This window comes from Methylobacterium sp. Leaf125 (assembly GCF_001423085.1).
Taxonomy (GTDB): Bacteria; Pseudomonadota; Alphaproteobacteria; order Rhizobiales; family Beijerinckiaceae; genus Methylobacterium.
The window spans coordinates 86926-104025 of record NZ_LMNU01000001.1; the positions used below are offsets into that span (position 1 = coordinate 86926).

The window sequence follows — 17100 nt, forward strand, 5'->3', positions numbered from 1 at the left end:
ACCGATGCTTCCGCGAGGCCCCGATGGCGAACCTCCTCTCCCGGCTCGTGCGCCGGGCCGCCCCCGACACCAAGGCTGCACCGGACACCAAGGCCGCCCCCGACACCAAGGCCGCTCCCCTCGCGGCAGCCGTTGCGGGCGTCGGCGTCGCCTTCTACGGCGAGGGCCGGGCCTCCTGGACGCCGCGGGACATCGGGGCGCTGGCCCGGGCGGGCTTCCAGCGCAACGCCATCGTCCACCGGGCCGTGCGGCTGGTGGCCGAGGCCGCCGCCGCCCTGCCGCTCGGGCTGGCGGGGGCCGGCGTCGCCGAACCGCACCCGCTGACCGCGCTGCTGACCCGGCCGAACCCGCGCCAGGGCGGCGCGGCCCTGCTCGAATCGCTCTACGGGCACCTGATGGTCTCGGGGAACGCCTACCTCCAGGCCACGGGCCTCGACGGCGTGCCCCGCGAGCTCCACGCCCTGCGTCCCGACCGGATGCGGGTGCTGCCCGGCCCCGACGGCTGGCCGGCGGCCTACGACTACGCGGTGGGCGGCCGCACCCTGCGCTTCGACCAGGGCGGGGACGGGGTGCCGCCGATCCTTCACCTCACCCTGTTCCACCCCACCGACGACCATTACGGCCTCGCGCCGATGGAGGCGGCGGCCGCCGCCCTCGACATCCACAACGCGGCGGGGGCCTGGAACAAGGCGCTGCTCGACAACGCCGCCCGGCCCTCCGGCGCCCTGGTCTTCGCCACCGCCGCCGGCGCCACCCTGAGCGACGCGCAGTTCACCCGGCTCAAGGGCGAGCTCGAGGCGAACTACCAGGGCGCCGGCAATGCCGGGCGGCCCCTGCTGCTGGAGGGCGGGCTCGACTGGAAGCCCCTGTCGCTCTCGCCCAAGGACATGGATTTCGTCGAGGCCAAGAGCGGCGCCGCCCGCGAGATCGCCCTCGCCTTCGGGGTGCCGCCCCTGCTGCTCGGCCTGCCCGGCGACAACACCCATGCCAACTACGCCGAGGCCAACCGCGCCTTCTACCGCCAGACCGTGATCCCCCTGGTGCGCCGCACCGCCGAGGCCCTGGCCCACTGGCTGGAGCCGGCCTTCGGCCCCGCCCGCCTGGAGCCCGACCTCGACGCCATCGAGGCCCTGGCCCCCGAGCGCGAGAGCCTGTGGCGCCGGGTCCAGGCCGCCGACTTCCTCACCGAGGCGGAGAAGCGCGAGGCGGTGGGCTACGGGCCGCGCTGAGGTCGGACGGTCCGCCGACCCGAGCCGCGGATCCTGCGTCTCGGGACCCGTCCGAACCCGGAGGATCCGTTTCGGACCGGCTCGCCAGCCGCACCTGCGCCGACCCGGAGCAGCGGACGAACGCCACCGGGCAAGCCGGAACGTGCCGGTCCTCGGAGACGAAGACGGTGCCCTCGGCCTTCGCCTGGGCGATGAGCAGGTGATGCCATGGATCCCCGTGCTGCCGGGGAAGGTCGCCGAGGGCCAGCAGATGCGCCGGGGTGATCCCGACGCTGTCGAAGCCCTGGCCCCGCACCGCGTCGAGGATGCTGCCGGGATCGGCCTTGAGCTGCCCGACCCGCACCTTCCCCTGGATCTCCCGAGGGACGCGACCGAGACGCGGACGTCGTTGGCGGGGTCCGCGATCAGGTCCTGGGCGGCCCGGCCGAGTCTCGGGTCTGCGAGCAGCCACCGGAGCAGGGCGTGGGTGTCGAGGAGAAGCCTCACGCCTCCTTGCCCTCCGCATCTTCGCCCTCCGCATCCTCGCCTTCCGCATCCTCGCCTTCCATGGCGGCCAGCGGCTCAGGGGGCAGGACATCGAAATCCGGTGCCCTGTCGATCTGCCCGCGCAGGGTGCCAGGCCGGCGCCGAGCTGACGGTGGGGGCGGCGGAACGATCGCGATCACCGCGTGGCGGGCAGTCACCGCGAAGGACGCACCATGGCGCACCTGGCGCATGAAACCGGCGAAGTTGCCGCAAAACTCGCGCACGCCGACCTTTCGCGACGGCACCGGTGACGCCTCGTCGTCGTGGGCCACGACCCGCCTCCACTGTGCACACACGATGTGGACACCGGGGAGCCAAGCGGTCGACGCGAACCGCCCGGGTCCGTCGCACCGCGGCTCTCCCCCGGCCCCGGCCCCTTACGGGGTCCCGACCGGGGCAGCCCGGACAAGGATCCGATCGGGGGACCGTCCCCCTCGCAATCCCCGCCGCGGAGTCTCCCATGGACGGCCATTTCACCGGCTATGCCAGCCTGTTCGGCGTGCCCGATCTCGGGCGCGACGTGGTGGCGCCGGGCGCCTTCGCGGCCAGCCTCGCGGCGCGGGGCGTCGCGGGGGTGCGGATGCTCTGGCAGCACGATCCGGCCGAGCCGGTGGGACATTGGCTCGCCCTGCACGAGGATGCCCGCGGCCTGCGCGTGGCGGGCCGGCTCAACCTCGCGGTCCAGCGCGCCCGCGAGCTCGACGCCCTGCTCGGCGCGGGCGGCCTCGACGGGCTCTCGATCGGGTTCCGCACGGTGCGGGCGCAGCCCCAGCGGGGCGGCCTGCGCCGGCTCGAGGCGATCGACCTGTGGGAGATCTCCCTGGTCACCTTTCCGCTCCAGGCGGGCGCGCGGATCGCGGCCCCGGTCCAAGCCGGCGCAGCCGTGATCCAGGCCGGCGCAGCCGTGATCCAAGCCGGCGCCGCCGTGATCCCAGGCGGGGCAGCCCCGGTCCAGGCCGGCGCCGCCCTGGCGCAGGACATCCGGGCCCTGGCCCACCGCATGGCGCCGCCCCGGCGCGCGGCTTCCCCCTTCACCCGGCCCGGGCCCCGGCCCGCCGCCATCCTGCCCGCCCGCCCCGCGAGGTTCGCATGACCGTTCCCGTCCCGTTCGAGACCCACGCCGCCGCCCCGCACGCCCCCGAGGTGAAGGGCGCCCTGCCGCTCCTGGAGGACAAGGCCGCGGGCCGCGTCCCGCACGAGCCGGCCCCGACCGATCCGGGGGTGGCCACCGCCATGGCCGAGCTCGCCCACGCCTTCGAGGCGTTCAAGGAGACCAACGACGCGCGGCTGGCCGCCATCGAGGGCCGCGCCCCCGGCGACGTGCTCACCGAGGAGAAGCTCGCCCGCATCGACGCCGCCCTCGATACGGCGCGCACCCGGCTCGACCGCCTCGCCCTCGACGGCCGCCGCCCGCCCCTGGGACAGGGTGCGCCGGCGCCCCGGGACGCGGCCAGCGTCGAGCACAAGGCGGCCTTCGACCTCTATGTCCGGGCCGGCGAGAGCGGCGGCCTGAAGCGGCTCGAGGAGAAGGCCCTCTCGGCCGGCTCCGGCCCGGATGGCGGCTACCTCGTGCCGGCCGAGGTCGAGCGCATGGTGCTGACCCGCCTCGCCAACCTGTCGCCGATCCGGTCGCTGGCCACGGTCCGGGTCATTTCCGGCGGGCAGTACAAGCGCGCGGTCTCGGTGCGCGATGCGGTCTCGGGCTGGGTCGCCGAGACGGCGCCGCGGCCGCAGACCGACACGCCGCTCCTGTCCGAGCTGACCTTCCCGGCCATGGAGCTCTACGCCATGCCGGCGGCGACGCAGACCCTCCTCGACGACGCCATCGTCGACCTCGATTCCTGGCTCGCGGACGAGGTCGAGACGGCCTTCGCCGAGCAGGAGAGCACCGCCTTCGTCACCGGCAACGGGGTCAGCCGCCCGCGCGGCTTCCTGACCTACGACCTCGTGGCGAACACCGCCTGGGTGCCGGGCAAGATCGGAACCGTCGCGACGGGCGTCTCCGGCGGCTTCGCGGCCGCGAACCCGTCCGACGTGCTGTTCGACCTCGTCTACGCCCTGCGGGCGGGCTACCGGCAGAACGCCACCTTCGTGATGAACCGGCGCCTGCAGAGCACGATCCGCAAGTTCAAGGACGCGGACGGCAACTACCTGTGGCAGCCGCCCCTGGCCGCCGACCGCGCGGCGACCCTGATGGGCTTCCCGGTGGCGGAGGCGGAGGCGATGCCGAACGCGGGCGCCAACAGCCTCTCGCTCGCCTTCGGCGATTTCCGCCGCGGCTACCTGGTGGTGGACCGCGCCGGCTTGCGGGTGCTGCGCGACCCCTACTCGGCCAAGCCCTACGTGCTGTTCTACACCACCAAGCGCGTCGGCGGCGGCGTCCAGGACTTCGACGCCATCAAGCTCCTGGCCTTCGCCGCCTGAGCCGGACGCCCCCGGACCCCCGGGCCCGGGGGCGTCCGCTCCGAAGAACGCAGATCAATGTCCGGGTTCGGCCCAAGTCTTTGCATGACGACGGGCTCGGCGGACTTCAGAAGTTGGAGCCTAGTGTAGCGGGTTGGTGAACCGATTCCCAATGCACGGGATCGACCCTTCTTAAATTTGGCAGGGCGCTCAGAACAGTCCCTGTGTTCGTTCTTCATGGCGAGCCACACATCGCCCTCGGCATACCTGCCAAGATCATCCATGATGACACTCACCAGACGGTAATAATCCAGAATAACTCTTACTATATTACCACACTATAATTATATATGTTAGATCTTTATCATAAACCAAAGTAAATCCAGCATATCCGATACAGAAATTCATCCCTACGATGCATGCCTGGACCTGTCACGAAATCGGGCGCTCACGCTCGGAGATCTGAGGGTTCTCTTCCAACTCAGTAACGATCATGAGGGACAGCCAACACGCTGCTCCTCATTGTTTTCAAAAAGTAGGAACACGCGAATGCCCACGATCGATACCACGAACGCCGAAAATATTGCTGTCCGGGTTGGCAGCGGCTTTTTTCAAACAGAAACGGCCACCAAGGCAGAGGGCTGGCCAGAGAACAGTAACAGCTGGGCCCATCTTATTTCTTCCACGCACACAAATCTAAATGAATATTACGCCATGCAGATAGCAGGAGGGTCCTTCGACAACAACAATTTCTTTGTTCGCAAGACAATGGGTAATGGCATCACGCCGTGGCGCAAGATTTGGCACGATGATAATTTTCATCCGAGCGTCTCACAAAAAACGACATCCTATCGTGAGCTAGGATTTATCGGTGACGGTAACTCCCATCCTGTCAAAAATTTTTATCCCAGCGTGGCCGCAGCTCAGGCGGTATTCCCGCGATGTCAGACTCTTAATGAAGAGATCGACGGCCTCGCCATTCAGCGTGATATCGATCTTCAGGCTTCGGCCTTCAACGGTCGCGCCATCATCGTCCTGCCTGCCTGTGAGGCCTTGATCACAAATCCGATCGACGCGACGAACGTTGACCTTCACCTCACGGGCGCTCCGGGCTTGATCACCAAAATCAGCGTGACAGGCGGAGCGCAAAGCGCTCTGATGCAGGGCAACTGGACCACTGGCTCGTCGAGGACGCTCTCGCTTCAAAACATTGCATTTAAAAACAATGCCACCGACAAAACAAATAGTTTTGGTTTGTTTGCGCACCACTCTGCCAGCAACGGCCTCCTCAACGCGTTGATCGTTCAGAACTGTTCGTTCCACTTCTTCCCGGCCGGAGTCGGCCTAAAGAACATCGGGCGTGGCGTCGATTTTTCAAACGTCGTTGTGTCTGGACCCGATTTTGTCAAGCAATCGAATGGTGGTGTGCAAGTGTGGGGCACCCAGGCTGCCACCTACGGCATATTCTCGCATCGCTACTACAACGTCTTGGTCTCAAACTACCGTTGGGGCTGGGATTTTCAGGGTGACCGCTGCTCCATTGAGGGTCAGTCGTTCTTCGCCTGCGCAGCATACAACGGTGATGGTCTGATCAACGTCAACCATAACGGTCTCGGCAACGATGGTAGCAGTGGATACAGGAGCCTGCTCTGGTCTTTCGACAACTGCGATTGGGAAGGCCTAGGCATGGCCATACAAATGAAAAACTGCACGAACGTAAGAATAAACGGCGGCTTTTGGATTTATCATGCCCGCTACAATATTGCTGTGGACCGAATTTACTATTTCGACAATACGCCCCTTCCCGAAGGTTGGGAGCGGTCGATCATGAATTTCGAGACTTGCAGTGATGTTGTGGTCAACGCGACTCAGCTCGCTACGCAGTACATGAACAACTCCTGCCTCGTGAACGTCGGCGCCGGCTGTACGAGCATCGTGCTACAGAATAACATCGTGACGACCTACGGCGAGACCGGAAACGGCTTCCGCCTTGCGGGTGCAGTGTCGAACCAGTGCTTCGAGACCGGGACGCGTTGGCTCTCGTGGGCAGGTGGGCCAAAAATCGTCTATCAAGGCAGCACCGAGCAGCAAAAGCAGATCAGCCAGACTGATGCGGCAGCGCACGGCGGGACTGTTGACAGCGCGGGTCGCTACGATTTCTCCGGCTACTCCGTACTGACTTCGGATAGCGCTGGTATGAACTCAGTTCAATTACCCCTCCGATCGAACGGCCAACCGTTTTTTCTAGAAACTCCATTCCTAAATCTTCAGACCGAACATGGCAGCACGCCAGTTGGACCGGTGAGCATCAAGTCTCGATCGACCCGAAACTTTACCCTCTACACCAACCAAGCTGCGGCCAACTTCACCTACGGCTTGAATTGGTCGGCCAAGGGTCGATAAGACCGAGCACGACTTTGGCAGTCTCGTTTGAAGGGCCGTCACGAGCCATTTCTCAGGCTCACGAGGCATCCTTCACTGACTTGAGGCACTCAGGATTGCAGGAGATTCAGACAACTTTCCTGTTTTGGGCGTGCGTTTAGGTCAGTATCCCATTCAGCCAAAGTGAAGCTAAGGCGGGTCGAGATCAGGGCGGCCTGGCGGCGGCTCGAGCGCCCTAGCGCCGGCCCGGCTTGGCCATCCAGTCGGACCGGGTCGCGCCGATGGCGGCGCCGGAGGGCATGCGGGCGAACTCGGCCGCGCGGGCGTTGATCCAGCCGGCATGCTCGCCGGTGGGCGTCACGGCGGTGAAGCCGCCGCAGGCGGTGCGGGCCTTCCGGTCCTGGCGCATGGCGCCGCTGGACCAGCTCACCACGCCGACGATCTGGTAGCCGCCGGGGCCGCCGCGCAGGATCGGCCCGCCGGAATCGCCGAGGCAGGCGCCGGCGCCCGCCGTCTCGGCCATGCGGCGGCGGTCGGTGACCACCGTGACCCGGTTGGCGACCTGCAGCGAGCCGATGGAGACGAGGTGGGCCTGGCGCAGGGTCCGGGCGGTGTTGCGCCGGTTCTCCGCGACCACGCCGAAGCCCGCGATGTCGACGGCGTCGCCGGTGTTGATGGCGCCGCCGCGGGGATCGAGGGGCTGGAAATCGTCGCTCAGGGGCTCGGCGAGCTTGATCAGCGCCAGGTCGATGCCCGGCTGGTCCTCCGGCGTGGTGCCGGGCACGAAGTCGGGATGCATGGCGAAGGCGATCGCGTTGATGCGGCGCTGGCGGAAGGCCCGGTCGACCGCCACCACGCTGTAGCCGGCCTGGTGCATGACGCAGTGGGCGGCGGTGAGCACGAGGTCGCGGGCGATGAGCGTGCCCGAGCAGATCTCGCCCTGGGTGCTCTCGATCCGCACCACCGAGGCGCGCAGGCCGTTGGGATCGCGCGACACCTCGCCGTTGATCACCGCGAAGGCCGGCAGGGGCGCCAGCGCGCCGAGGGCCGCGGCCAGCGCCGCAGCTCCGAACCGGAGGCGGGTGGGACGGGTCTGGGAGCGCCCAGCCTTGCCGGGGGCAGCCTGCTTGTTCGGGGCCGTCATCGTGTTGAAGGCAGCCTTGCGCAACGCGGTCGGCAACATCGTGTCTCTCCCGCGTCCGGCGATGTTCTGGACGAGAACGGCGTGGAGCCTATCGGAACGCAATGGCTCGGCCAAGCTCTGGTTCCGTGGACGTTTCGTCCCGACGGATCCGCTCAGGCGCCGGACCAAAGCGCGGCGCTGCCCCAGCCCGACAGGGTCCGGTCGATCCAGTCGCGCTGCGGGCCGAGGAGGACGCCCTGGGAGACGCCGCCGCAGGCCTTGCCGGCGGCCCAGGCGGAGACGGCGAGGACGGCGGGCCCGACGCCGATCGGCCCGCCGGAATCGCCCTGGCAGGCGCTGGCGCCGCCGGGACCGGCCCCGAGCCAGACCAGGATGCGGCTCGGTCCGTGGGGCTCGATCACGCCGAGCTCGACGCTGCGATAGGTGCCCGTGCTGCGTGCGTCCCCGGCGGCGGCGACGCCGTAGCCGGACAGGGTCAGGCGCTCGCCGGCCCGCGGCATCGCGGCGCTGAGGGCGGCCGGTAGGAAGCGGGCCGGCAGGGGGCTGGCCAGGCGCACCAGGGCGAGGTCGACCGAGCGCCGGCGGCCCGCCACCGCGCCGGCATCGTAGCCCGGATGGAGCGCGCGGGCGGCGATCTCGGCCAGCACCGGCGCGCCGGTCGCGTCCTTGTAGTGCACCCGGTGCTCGGCGCGGGCCGCCACGCAGTGAGCGGCGGTGAGCACCGCGTCCGGGGCCACGACGATGCCGGTGCAGACGCCGCCATTCGCGGACAGCACCATCACGGCCGAGCCCGCCGCCTCGGGGGCGGGGCGGCCGCCCACCACGGCGCCGGCCGGCCCGGAGACCTGCGGACTCAGAACCAGCAGGGCCCCCAGCAGGGACCCCGGCAGGATCAGGGATCTCAGCGAGGCGAGGCCCCCGCGCCGCGTCGCGCGGCGGGTCCGGCCAGCGTTGCGCGCCATCGCGATCCCTTTCCTGGACGGCCCCCACACGGAGACGACGATGACCCCACTACGCGTCGACAGCGCCTTCGTCGAGCCGGTGACGCTGGCGGAGATGCGCGGCGTCCTGCGCCTCGACCCGGATGACGGCGGCGCCGAGGATCCCCTGGTGGAGCGGCTGATCGCGGCCGCCCGGGCACAGGTGGAGGTGGCCACCCGGCGCATCCTGACGCCGGGGCGCTATCGGCTGATGCTCACGGCCTGGCCCGGCGACGGCTGGCTGCCCCTGCCGCTCAGCCCCCTCGTGGCGGTGGCGCGGGCAGGCCTCGTCGACCCCGGCGGCAGCGTCACCGACCTCGCCGCCGGGCTCGTCCGGCTCGGCCCGGACGGGATCGAGACGCCGGGCCTCGTCGTCGACCCGGCGGTGCCGGCCCTCGACCGGCGCGCCGCCCTGGTCGAGGTCGAGGCGGGCTACGGCGGCGCCGGGCCGCCGCTGCCGCCGGCCCTGGCCCAGGCGATCCGGCTCCTCGTGGCCCACGCCTTCGAGCATCGCGGCGACGGGCCCGGCGACGCGGGTCCCCCGCCGGCCCTCGCCGCCCTGGTCGCGCCGCTGCGGCGGATGCGCCTCTAGCGCCTCGTCCCGGAGATCTCCGCCATGCCCCAGCCCCTCACCCGCGTGCCCATCGGCGCGCGCCGCCGCCGCTTCGTGCTCGAACGTCCCGTGGAGACGCCGGACGGCTTCGGCGGCGTGGTGCGTCGGTTCGAGGCCGGTCCGCTGCTCTGGGGCGCGATCGAGCTCCTGCGCCCGGTCGACCGGCTCCGCTTCGGCCGCGCCGAGGCGGTCGCCACCCACCGGGTCCGCTTCCGCTTCGGCCCCACGGTCACGCCGGCGATGCGCCTCGCCAGCGGCCCGCGCCGCTTCGCCGTGCGCAGCGCGGGCGATCCGGACGGGCGCCGGCGCGACCTCGTCTGCGAGGTCGCGGAACTGATGGCCGAGGAACGGATGGTCGAGGCCGACGCATGAGCCTCGCCCCCTCCCCCACCAGTCCGCTCCTGGCCCTGCGCGCCGCCATCCTGGCCTACCTCGCCACCGACGCGCCCCTGGCGCGCCTGATGGGCGGGTCCCTGCGCCTCGCCGACGAGCCGCCCCGGGGCGTCGCGCCGGTCTACGCCCTGTTCGGGGACGCCGAGATCCGCGACGATTCCGTCGACGGCGCCCGGCGCCACCGGCACGCCCTCCCCCTGACGGTCTTCGCCCGGCCGGGCTCGCTCCGCAGCGCGGTGGATGCCGCCGAGCGCATCGCCGACCTCCTGTTCGACGCGCCGCTCGCCCTCTCGGGCCACGCCCTCGTGCGCCTCGATCTGGAGGCCATCGCGGTGCGGCGCGATCCCGCCAGCGGCGAGGCCCGCGCCACCCTGACCCTGCGGGCGATCACCGAGCGCCTGTCCGCCTGAGTCCCGAACCCCGAATCCCGCCCCCGAATCCCGATCTCGGAGCCCCCCATGGCAGCGCAACGCGGCAAGGACCTGCTCATCCGCATCTCGACGGCCAGCGGATTTCTGGCGGTGGCGGGCCTGCGGGCCCGGCAGATCGCCTTCAACGCCGAGACGGTGGACGTGACGAACGCCGATTCCGCTGGGCGCTGGCGCGAGCTCCTGGCCGGGGCCGGGGTGCGCCGGGCAGCCCTCTCGGGCTCCGGAGTGTTCCGCGACGAGGCCTCCGATGCCCGCCTGCGGCAGGTGTTCTTCGACGGCACCCTGGAGACCTACCAGATCGTGGTGCCGGGCTTCGGCACCCTGGAGGGCGCCTTCCAGATCACCAGCCTGGAATACCGGGGGGATCACGCCGGCGAGGTGACCTTCGACATGGCCCTCGACTCGGCCGGCCCCCTCGCCTTCACGGCCGCCTGATGGCGAACCGCCGGCGCGGCGAGGTGGCCCTGGCCCTGGGCGCCGAGCGCTACACCCTCTGCCTCACCCTGGGGGCCCTGGCCGAGCTCGAGGACGCCCTCGGGGCCGCCGACCTCACCGACCTCGCCGCCCGCTTCGGCGACGGGCGGCTCAGGAGCCGCGACCTGATCGCGCTCCTCGGCGCGGCCCTGCGGGGCGGCGGCCACGCCCTCGACGCGGCGGCCGTCGCGGCCCTGCCGCTGGCCGGCGACCTCGACGCGATCGGGACGGCGATCGGCGCCGTGCTGGCGGCGGCCTTCGGGGAGGCCCCCGAAACCCCTTGAGCCCCACGGGCGGGACCGCGCCGGAGCCGCCCTCCGCCTTCCCGTGGGACGAGGTGCTGGCGCTGGGCCTGGCCCGCCTGCGCTGGCGACCGCGCGATTTCTGGCGCGCCACGCCGCGCGAACTGATGGCCGCCGCCGGCCTCACCGGGCCCCGCACCGCCCTCGACGGGGCCGCCCTGCGGGACCTGATCGCCCGCTTCCCCGACCCGACCTGATGCGAGGGACCCCGCCATGGCCGAGACCGACCCCGACCGCGGCACCGCCGCCCGCGCCCGGCAGCTGGAGACCCTCGACGGGCTCGCCCAGCGCTTCGGCCGGAGCCTGTCGAAGGCGCTGAGCCTCAATGTCGGGGCCGGGCGCCAGCTCGACAGCGTGCTCGGCACCCTGGCGACGAAGCTCTCCGGCATGGCCGCCAAGGCGGCCCTCAGCCCGGTCAGGGCCGGGATCACCCGGCTGGTGAACGGGATGCTCGGGGCCGGCGGAGCCGGCGCGGACGCGGCCTTCTCCGCCGGCGGAGTCCTGCAGCAGGGCCGGGTGCGCCCCTTCGCGGCCGGCGGCGTGGTGGCCGCCCCGACCTACTTCCCCATGCGCGACGGCCTCGGCCTGATGGGCGAGGCCGGGCCGGAGGCGATCCTGCCGCTGAAGCGCGGCAGCGACGGACGCCTCGGCGTCGCGACGGGCGGCCAGGCCGCCGCCCCGGTGACCATCCACATCGCCACCCCGGACCTCGAGAGCTTCCGCCGCTCGGAGGCGCAGGTGGCTGCCGGCCTCGCCCGGGCGGTGGCCCGGGGCCGGCGCGGCCTCTGAGGCGAACGGAGGAACGCACCATGGCCGACGACCCGACGAGCGACTTCCACGAGGTCCGCTTCCCCCTCGATGTCGCCCTGCGCGGCAGCGGCGGCCCCAGCCGCCTCACCGAGATCGTGACCCTGGCCTCGGGCCGGGAGCACCGCAACAGCCGCTGGGCCGATTCCCGCCGGCGCTACGATGCCGGCTTCGGCATCCGCACCCTCGACGCCCTGCACGCGGTGCTGAGCTTCTTCGAGGAGCGGCGGGGCCGGCTCTACGGCTTCCGCTACCGCGACCGCGTCGACGCCACGTCCGGCCCGCCCTCGCGCGGGATCGCGGCCACCGACCAGCTCCTCGGCCTCGGGGACGGGACCACCCGCGTGTTCCAGCTCGCCAAGACTTACGGCACCGGGACCGCGCCCTATCGCCGGACCATCGCCAAGCCGGTGGCCGAGAGCGTGCGGGTGGCGGTGGACGGCGTCGCGGTGCCGGCGGCCCAGGTCGCCTGCGAGGCCGCCACCGGCCGGCTCACCTTCGCGGCCGACGCCGTGCCGGGGGCGGGGGCGCGGGTGACGGCGGGCTTCGCCTTCGACGTGCCGGTCCGCTTCGACACCGACGACCTCACCGTCGACCTGTCCGCCTTCGCCGCGGGGGAGATCCCGCGGGTGCCGCTCATCGAGATCGTGCCGTAGCCGGGGCGAACCGCAGCGGCCAGGCGCCCGGGCGCCGGATCACGGTGCGGGGCGTGAAGCGCCAGAGGCGCTCGGCGCCGGGAAGCTCCGCGAGATCGGGGGCGTCGAGCACCACCTCGGGCCGGCCGGTCATCTGCAGCAGGTCGCCGGTCGCGAAGTCGACGAACAGGAGCCCGGCGCGCGGGTTGGCGAGCATGTTGCCCAGGGTGTTGAAGAACCGGTTGCCGGAATAGTCCGGCACCGTCAGGACCCCGTCGGCCCCGACCCGGACGAAGCCGGCGGGGCCGCCGCGATGCGAGACGTCGACCTGGCGGCGGCCGTCCGCGCCGACGGCGTAGCTCGCCACGAACAGCGTCTCCGCCCCCGCCACCAGGGCGCGGGCCTGCGCGTCCAGGTGGTGCGACCGCTGCGGGGCGGCGGGCGCCGGCGGGACCGGTTCGGGATCCGTCCGGACCCGGATGTATTGCGGGCAGTTGCCGAAGCTCTGCGCCACGCGGATCGCGAAGCCGTCCGGCCCGTGGCGCATCACCGTGCCGTTCAGGCGGTTGCGCCGCCGCGTGCCGAGATCGATCCCGAGGAGGCCGAGGGCGGCACCGTCCGAGAGCCCCGCCTCGGCGGGATCGTCGGGCTGGGGCGCCCCCCGGACCCGCAGGTGCGCGGGGTCGGGCGCGTCGAGGAAGCCCGGCGCCCCGGTCCGCACCGTCGCCCAGGCCTCGCCGTCCGGGTCGACCGTCCCCAGCACCACGTAGGGCAGCTGGCGATAGAAGGCCTGGTGCTGCTCGATCAGGTGGTCGCGGATCACGCGGGGGCCGAGCTCGGCCATCCGCTCGGCGACGCCGACCCGGGCCTGGAGGGCGGTCTCGCCCGCGTGCCAGGGCGGGGCGGGACGGATTTCCGTGGGCGAGCGGGAGGGGACGTCGGTGGGAGACATGTTTGTTCTCCTGCGGAAAGGGTGAGGGTCAGGCGGCGCGCAGCCCTGCCGGCGTCTGGGGGAACGGCACGAAGCCCGGCAGGGCCTCGATGCGGGCGAGCCAGGCGCGGACGGCGCCGTAGGGGGCGAGGTCGACGTTCCCCTCGGGGGCGGCGGCGACGTAGCTGTAGAGCGCCACGTCCGCGACGGTGGGGTGGTCGGCGGCGAGCCAGGACCGCCCGGCGAGCTCGGCCTCGAGACGCCCGAGGATGACGTGGGCCCGGGCGATGACCTCGGCCGCGTCGAAGGCGGCGCCGAACACCGTGATCAGGCGCGCGGCCGCCGGGCCGAAGGCGATGGGGCCGGCCGCCACCGAGAGCCAGTGCTGCACCCGCGCCGCGCCGGCCGCGTCCTCCGGCAGCCAGTCGGTGCGGCCGAGGCGCTTGGCCAGGTAGACCAGGATGGCGTTGGAATCCGGGACGACCGTCTCGCCGTCGACGAGCACCGGCACCTGGCCGAACGGATTCAGCGCGAGGAAGTCCGGCGCCCGGTGCTCGCCCCGGGCGAGGTCGACCTCGACGATGGCGCAGGGCTGGCCGACCAAGGACAGGAACAGGCGGGCCCGGTGGGCGTGGCCGGACAGGGCGACGTGGAACAGCTTCATGGCAGGTCTCCTCGGGGACAGGGGCGGCACCCGAGCCGGGCGCCGGCGTCATCCGCATTCAAGACCATCACCTGCCTGGGCAGAATACGCTTTCCCTGCAAGCCACCGTTCCACAGAATGGAATAATCGGGAGTGGCGGAGGGCGGCATGGATCGGTGGCAGGCGATGCGGGTCTTCGTCCGCGTGGCGGAGGCTGGGGGCTTCGCCGAAGCGGCGCGCCAGCTCTCCCTGAGCCCGCCGGCCGTGACCCGGGCGGTAGCGGCCCTCGAAGCGCGGATCGGGGCGCGACTCCTGACCCGGACGACCCGCTCGGTGAAGCTCACCGAGGCGGGCGCGCGCTACCTGGAGGATTGCCGGCGCCTCCTGGCGGAGATCGCGGAGGCGGAGGCCGCCGCGGCCGGCTCCTACGCGACGCCCTCCGGCACCCTGACGGTGACGGCGCCGGTGCAGTTCGGACGCCTCTACGTGCTGCCGGTGCTGACCGAATACTTGGCGCACCACGCCGCCGCCTCGGCCCAGGCGCTGTTCCTCGACCGCGTCGTCAACATGATCGAGGAGGGGGCCGATGTGGGCGTCCGGATCGGCCCCCTCGCGGATTCCGGCCTCGCGGCGATCCGGGTCGGCACCGTGCGCCGGGTACTCTGCGCCGCGCCGGACTACCTCGACCGGCACGGGACTCCCGGGACGGCGCGGGACCTCGCCGACCATGCCGTGATCGGCTCGGCGAGCCTGGGTTTTGGGAGCCCGGGTTTTGGGAGCCTGGGTTTTGGGAGCGCTGCGTCGCGGCCGCGGCTGACCTGCAACACCATCGATTCCGTGCTGGCGGCAGCCCTGGCCGGCCAGGGCCTCGCGCGGCTCCTGTCCTATCAGGTCGCCCCGGCCGTGGCGGAGGGGCGCCTGCGCCTCGTCCTCGACGATCCGGAGGCGGCGGCGATGCCGGTCCACGTCGTGAGCCCCGAGGGGCGGCGGGCGCCCGCCAAGGTGCGGGCCTTCATCGATCTCGCGGTGGCGCGGCTCCGGGCCGACCCGCGGGTCAACCCGGCCCGCGCCTGAGAATCCCGCCGGCCGGACCGCCTGCCGAGGAGCCTGGACCATGCGCGACCTGCCCCCCGACCTCGCCGCGCATCTCGCCGGCGGGGCGACCACGCTCTGCCATTGCTGGGCCCTGACCCGGCGCGACGGCGCCCGCCTCGGCTTCACCGACCACGACCGCGACCTCCGCTTCGGCGGCCTGACCTACGCCGCCCGCTCCGGGCTGGAGGCGGCCGAGGCCAGCACCGAGCTCGGCTTCGCCATCGGTGGCGGCGAGGTCGCCGGCGCGCTCTCGGCGGTCGGGCTCACCGACGCCGACATCGCCGGCGGGCTCTACGACGCCGCCGCGGTGGAGACCTGGCTGGTCGACTGGCACCGGCCCGAGACGCGCCTGCTCCTGGCGATCGGCACGGTGGGCGAGGTGCGCCGAGCCGGCACCGCCTTCGTGGCCGAGCTGCGCGGGCTGATGGACCAGCTCGACGCCGAGCGCGGCCGGACCTACCGCGCCACCTGCGGGGCCGACCTCGGCGATGCCCGCTGCCGCGTGGACCGCACCGACGCCCGGTTCGCCACCACCGGCACGGTGCTGGCCGTGCCGGAGCCCGGCCGCCTCGCCGTCGCCCTGACGGGGTCTTTCGCGCACGGGTGGTTCGCCGGGGGGCGCCTCGCCTGGATCGGCGACGGCCAGGCCGGACAGGAGGCCGAGATCCGCGACCAAGCCGGCGCGACGGGGACGATCCACCTGGAGCTCTGGCAGGCCCCGCCGCGTCCGGTGGCGCCGGGCGACCGCTTCCGTCTCACGGCCGGCTGCGACAAGCGCCGCGCCACCTGCCGCGAGAAGTTCGCCAACGTGCCGAATTTCCAGGGTTTCCCGCACCTGCCGGGCAACGACTTCGTGCTGCGCTCCGCCCCCGGCTCCGGCCCGGGCCTCGACGGCGGCAGCCTGTTCCGGTGAGGCCGCCATGACGTTTGAACCGATGACATCCGAGACCATGACATCCGAGACCATGACCCCCGAGACGATCGTCACCCTGGCGCGGACCTGGATCGGCACGCCCTATCGTCACCAGGCCTCCCTGAAGGGCGTCGGCTGCGACTGCCTCGGGCTGCTGCGCGGGGTCTGGCGCGAGGCCCTCGGCCCGGAGCCCGAGGCGGCCCCGCCCTACGCCGCGTCCTGGGCGGAATCCGCGCCGCCCGGCCGCGATCCCCTGGCGGAGGCGGCCGGGCGCCACCTCGTGCCCGCCGCGGGTCCGCCGCGGGCCGGCGACGTGCTGCTGTTCCGCTTCCGCGCCTCCCTGCCGGCCCGGCACTGCGCCCTCGCCACCGGCGCGGGCACGATGATCCACGCCCATGACGGCGCCGCCGTCACGGAAGTGGCCCTGACGCCCTGGTGGCGCCGCCACCTCGCCCACGCCTTCCGCTTCCCGGGCGTGGGGGGTGGGGCCTAGCCGACGAGGTCGTCGATCGTGGCGGACAGGACCTCGGCAATCCGGCGCAGCGTGTCCACGGTGCCCTCGCGCTTGCCGGTCTCGATCTGCGACAGGAAGGGCTGGGCGATCCCGGCGGCCTCCGCCAGGGCGCGGGCCGTGAGGCCGCGGTGCTCGCGCCAGACGCGGATGCGGTTCTCCCCGCCGAGGATGCGGTCCACCATCCCGGAGGGCAGCAACTCCTCCTCGCCGGCAGCGAGCCGGCGGCGGAACTCCCCGACCGCGAGGCGGTCGGCATTGTCCTCGGCCGCCTCGCTCAGGGCGCGGAAATCGGCCTCCGACAGAACGACCAGGCGCTCGCCGGCCGGGGTGACGATGGTCTGGGCGTTCATGGGTGAGAATCCCTCAGGGGTGGAAATCCGATCCGGCAGTGTCCCATTCGGCAAGGTCATTCGTAGGCGCTGCCCCGAGGGGCGACCCGGATCACGGCGAGGATCTCGCCCTGGTCCGTATAGACGACCCGCCAGTCGCCGACGCGCAGGCGAAAGACTCCCGGCTCGCCCTTGAGGGCCTTCACGTTGTTGGCCTGGGTGGCCGGATCGGCCGCCAGCAGGGCGATCTTGGCGCAGATCATCGCCGAGACGTTGGCCGGCATCCGGCTCAGCGTTTTCAGAGCCGCCTTGCTGTAAGCGATCCGTTTCACCTCTGACACATAGCATAAAGCTATA

General features: G+C 71.9%; 22 protein-coding genes. 15 read left to right on the top strand and 7 right to left on the bottom strand.

Annotation, left to right across the window (positions count from 1 at the left end; all coding sequences use genetic code 11):
- Positions 1-23 precede the first annotated feature (23 nt).
- Positions 24-1229: a phage portal protein gene (locus ASF58_RS00365; protein ID WP_055945962.1), complete on the top strand. Its 1206-nt coding sequence runs from the start codon at positions 24-26 to the stop codon at positions 1227-1229.
- A gap of 482 nt (positions 1230-1711) precedes the next feature.
- On the opposite strand, the gene ASF58_RS00375 is transcribed toward ASF58_RS00365, so the two are convergent.
- Positions 1712-2026, bottom strand: coding sequence for a hypothetical protein (locus tag ASF58_RS00375; RefSeq protein WP_055945966.1), 315 nt, complete (start codon positions 2024-2026; stop codon positions 1712-1714).
- A 188-nt stretch (positions 2027-2214) separates the two neighbouring features.
- Here ASF58_RS00375 and ASF58_RS00380 point away from each other — a divergent pair, with 188 nt between their 5' ends.
- From ASF58_RS00380 to ASF58_RS25505, 3 genes are all read left to right on the top strand, one after another.
- Positions 2215-2847 carry an HK97 family phage prohead protease gene (locus ASF58_RS00380; protein ID WP_055945968.1) on the top strand — a complete coding sequence of 211 codons (633 nt, stop codon included), beginning with the start codon at positions 2215-2217 and terminating at the stop codon, positions 2845-2847.
- Positions 2848-2987: 140 nt separating this feature from the next.
- Entirely contained in the window at positions 2988-4178 is a 1191-nt protein-coding gene (locus tag ASF58_RS00385; RefSeq protein WP_082512837.1) for a phage major capsid protein, read from the top strand.
- Positions 4179-4706: 528 nt separating this feature from the next.
- Positions 4707-6560 carry a hypothetical protein gene (locus tag ASF58_RS25505; RefSeq protein ID WP_156375497.1) on the top strand — a complete coding sequence of 618 codons (1854 nt, stop codon included), beginning with the start codon at positions 4707-4709 and terminating at the stop codon, positions 6558-6560.
- Between the two features lie 214 nt (positions 6561-6774).
- On the opposite strand, the gene ASF58_RS00390 is transcribed toward ASF58_RS25505, so the two are convergent.
- Positions 6775-7722: a trypsin-like serine protease gene (locus ASF58_RS00390; RefSeq protein ID WP_244477142.1), complete on the bottom strand. Its 948-nt coding sequence runs from the start codon at positions 7720-7722 to the stop codon at positions 6775-6777.
- 113 nt (positions 7723-7835) lie between these two features.
- A complete protein-coding gene (locus tag ASF58_RS00395) occupies positions 7836-8645 on the bottom strand; it encodes a trypsin-like serine protease (RefSeq protein ID WP_082512740.1) in 810 nt (269 codons plus the stop codon).
- A 40-nt stretch (positions 8646-8685) separates the two neighbouring features.
- Here ASF58_RS00395 and ASF58_RS00400 point away from each other — a divergent pair, with 40 nt between their 5' ends.
- Genes ASF58_RS00400 through ASF58_RS00435 form a run of 8 tightly spaced genes read left to right on the top strand, consistent with a single transcriptional unit; the run spans position 8686 to position 12339 of the window.
- Positions 8686-9255 (top strand): hypothetical protein, encoded by a 570-nt coding sequence (locus ASF58_RS00400; RefSeq protein ID WP_055945975.1) that lies wholly within the window; start codon positions 8686-8688, stop codon positions 9253-9255.
- A 24-nt stretch (positions 9256-9279) separates the two neighbouring features.
- Positions 9280-9648 carry a head-tail adaptor protein gene (locus ASF58_RS00405; protein ID WP_055945977.1) on the top strand — a complete coding sequence of 123 codons (369 nt, stop codon included), beginning with the start codon at positions 9280-9282 and terminating at the stop codon, positions 9646-9648.
- On the top strand, positions 9645-10079 hold the full coding sequence (locus ASF58_RS00410) for a DUF3168 domain-containing protein (RefSeq protein WP_055945980.1): 435 nt from the start codon (positions 9645-9647) through the stop codon (positions 10077-10079). The genes ASF58_RS00405 and ASF58_RS00410 overlap by 4 nt, the downstream gene beginning before the upstream one ends.
- A 48-nt stretch (positions 10080-10127) precedes the next feature.
- The gene (locus ASF58_RS00415) at positions 10128-10535 is read left to right on the top strand and encodes a phage major tail protein, TP901-1 family (RefSeq protein ID WP_055945983.1); all 408 of its coding nucleotides are present in this window, start codon (positions 10128-10130) and stop codon (positions 10533-10535) included.
- The gene (locus ASF58_RS00420) at positions 10535-10858 is read left to right on the top strand and encodes a gene transfer agent family protein (protein ID WP_055945986.1); all 324 of its coding nucleotides are present in this window, start codon (positions 10535-10537) and stop codon (positions 10856-10858) included. The genes ASF58_RS00415 and ASF58_RS00420 overlap by 1 nt, the downstream gene beginning before the upstream one ends.
- On the top strand, positions 10855-11073 hold the full coding sequence (locus ASF58_RS00425) for a phage tail assembly chaperone (RefSeq protein ID WP_055945989.1): 219 nt from the start codon (positions 10855-10857) through the stop codon (positions 11071-11073). Before ASF58_RS00420 ends, ASF58_RS00425 begins: the two co-directional genes overlap by 4 nt.
- 16 nt (positions 11074-11089) lie before the next feature.
- Positions 11090-11665 carry a phage tail tape measure protein gene (locus ASF58_RS00430; RefSeq protein WP_055945992.1) on the top strand — a complete coding sequence of 192 codons (576 nt, stop codon included), beginning with the start codon at positions 11090-11092 and terminating at the stop codon, positions 11663-11665.
- A gap of 20 nt (positions 11666-11685) precedes the next feature.
- Positions 11686-12339: a DUF2460 domain-containing protein gene (locus tag ASF58_RS00435; RefSeq protein ID WP_055945995.1), complete on the top strand. Its 654-nt coding sequence runs from the start codon at positions 11686-11688 to the stop codon at positions 12337-12339.
- Here ASF58_RS00435 and ASF58_RS00440 read toward each other — a convergent pair.
- Both ASF58_RS00440 and ASF58_RS00445 read right to left on the bottom strand, forming a co-directional pair.
- On the bottom strand, positions 12320-13270 hold the full coding sequence (locus tag ASF58_RS00440) for a pyridoxamine 5'-phosphate oxidase family protein (RefSeq protein ID WP_055945998.1): 951 nt from the start codon (positions 13268-13270) through the stop codon (positions 12320-12322). The two genes, ASF58_RS00435 and ASF58_RS00440, sit on opposite strands and share 20 nt — an antisense overlap.
- 28 nt (positions 13271-13298) lie before the next feature.
- Complete coding sequence (locus ASF58_RS00445; RefSeq protein WP_055946002.1) at positions 13299-13913, bottom strand: glutathione S-transferase; 615 nt, start codon at positions 13911-13913, stop codon at positions 13299-13301.
- 147 nt (positions 13914-14060) lie between these two features.
- On the opposite strand from ASF58_RS00445, the gene ASF58_RS00450 reads away from it, so the two are divergent.
- The 3 genes from ASF58_RS00450 to ASF58_RS00460 are packed head-to-tail and all read left to right on the top strand — an operon-like array spanning position 14061 to position 16393.
- Positions 14061-14966 carry a LysR family transcriptional regulator gene (locus ASF58_RS00450; RefSeq protein WP_055946005.1) on the top strand — a complete coding sequence of 302 codons (906 nt, stop codon included), beginning with the start codon at positions 14061-14063 and terminating at the stop codon, positions 14964-14966.
- A 40-nt stretch (positions 14967-15006) separates the two neighbouring features.
- The gene (locus ASF58_RS00455; RefSeq protein ID WP_055946008.1) at positions 15007-15900 is read left to right on the top strand and encodes a DUF2163 domain-containing protein; all 894 of its coding nucleotides are present in this window, start codon (positions 15007-15009) and stop codon (positions 15898-15900) included.
- 37 nt (positions 15901-15937) lie between these two features.
- Positions 15938-16393 (top strand): NlpC/P60 family protein, encoded by a 456-nt coding sequence (locus tag ASF58_RS00460; RefSeq protein ID WP_055948495.1) that lies wholly within the window; start codon positions 15938-15940, stop codon positions 16391-16393.
- Here the strand turns inward: ASF58_RS00460 and ASF58_RS00465 are convergent.
- On the bottom strand, positions 16390-16764 hold the full coding sequence (locus ASF58_RS00465) for a helix-turn-helix transcriptional regulator (RefSeq protein ID WP_055946011.1): 375 nt from the start codon (positions 16762-16764) through the stop codon (positions 16390-16392). The genes ASF58_RS00460 and ASF58_RS00465 overlap by 4 nt on opposite strands.
- Positions 16765-16820: 56 nt before the next feature.
- Positions 16821-17075: a type II toxin-antitoxin system RelE/ParE family toxin gene (locus ASF58_RS00470; protein WP_055946015.1), complete on the bottom strand. Its 255-nt coding sequence runs from the start codon at positions 17073-17075 to the stop codon at positions 16821-16823.
- Positions 17076-17100: the final 25 nt, after the last annotated feature.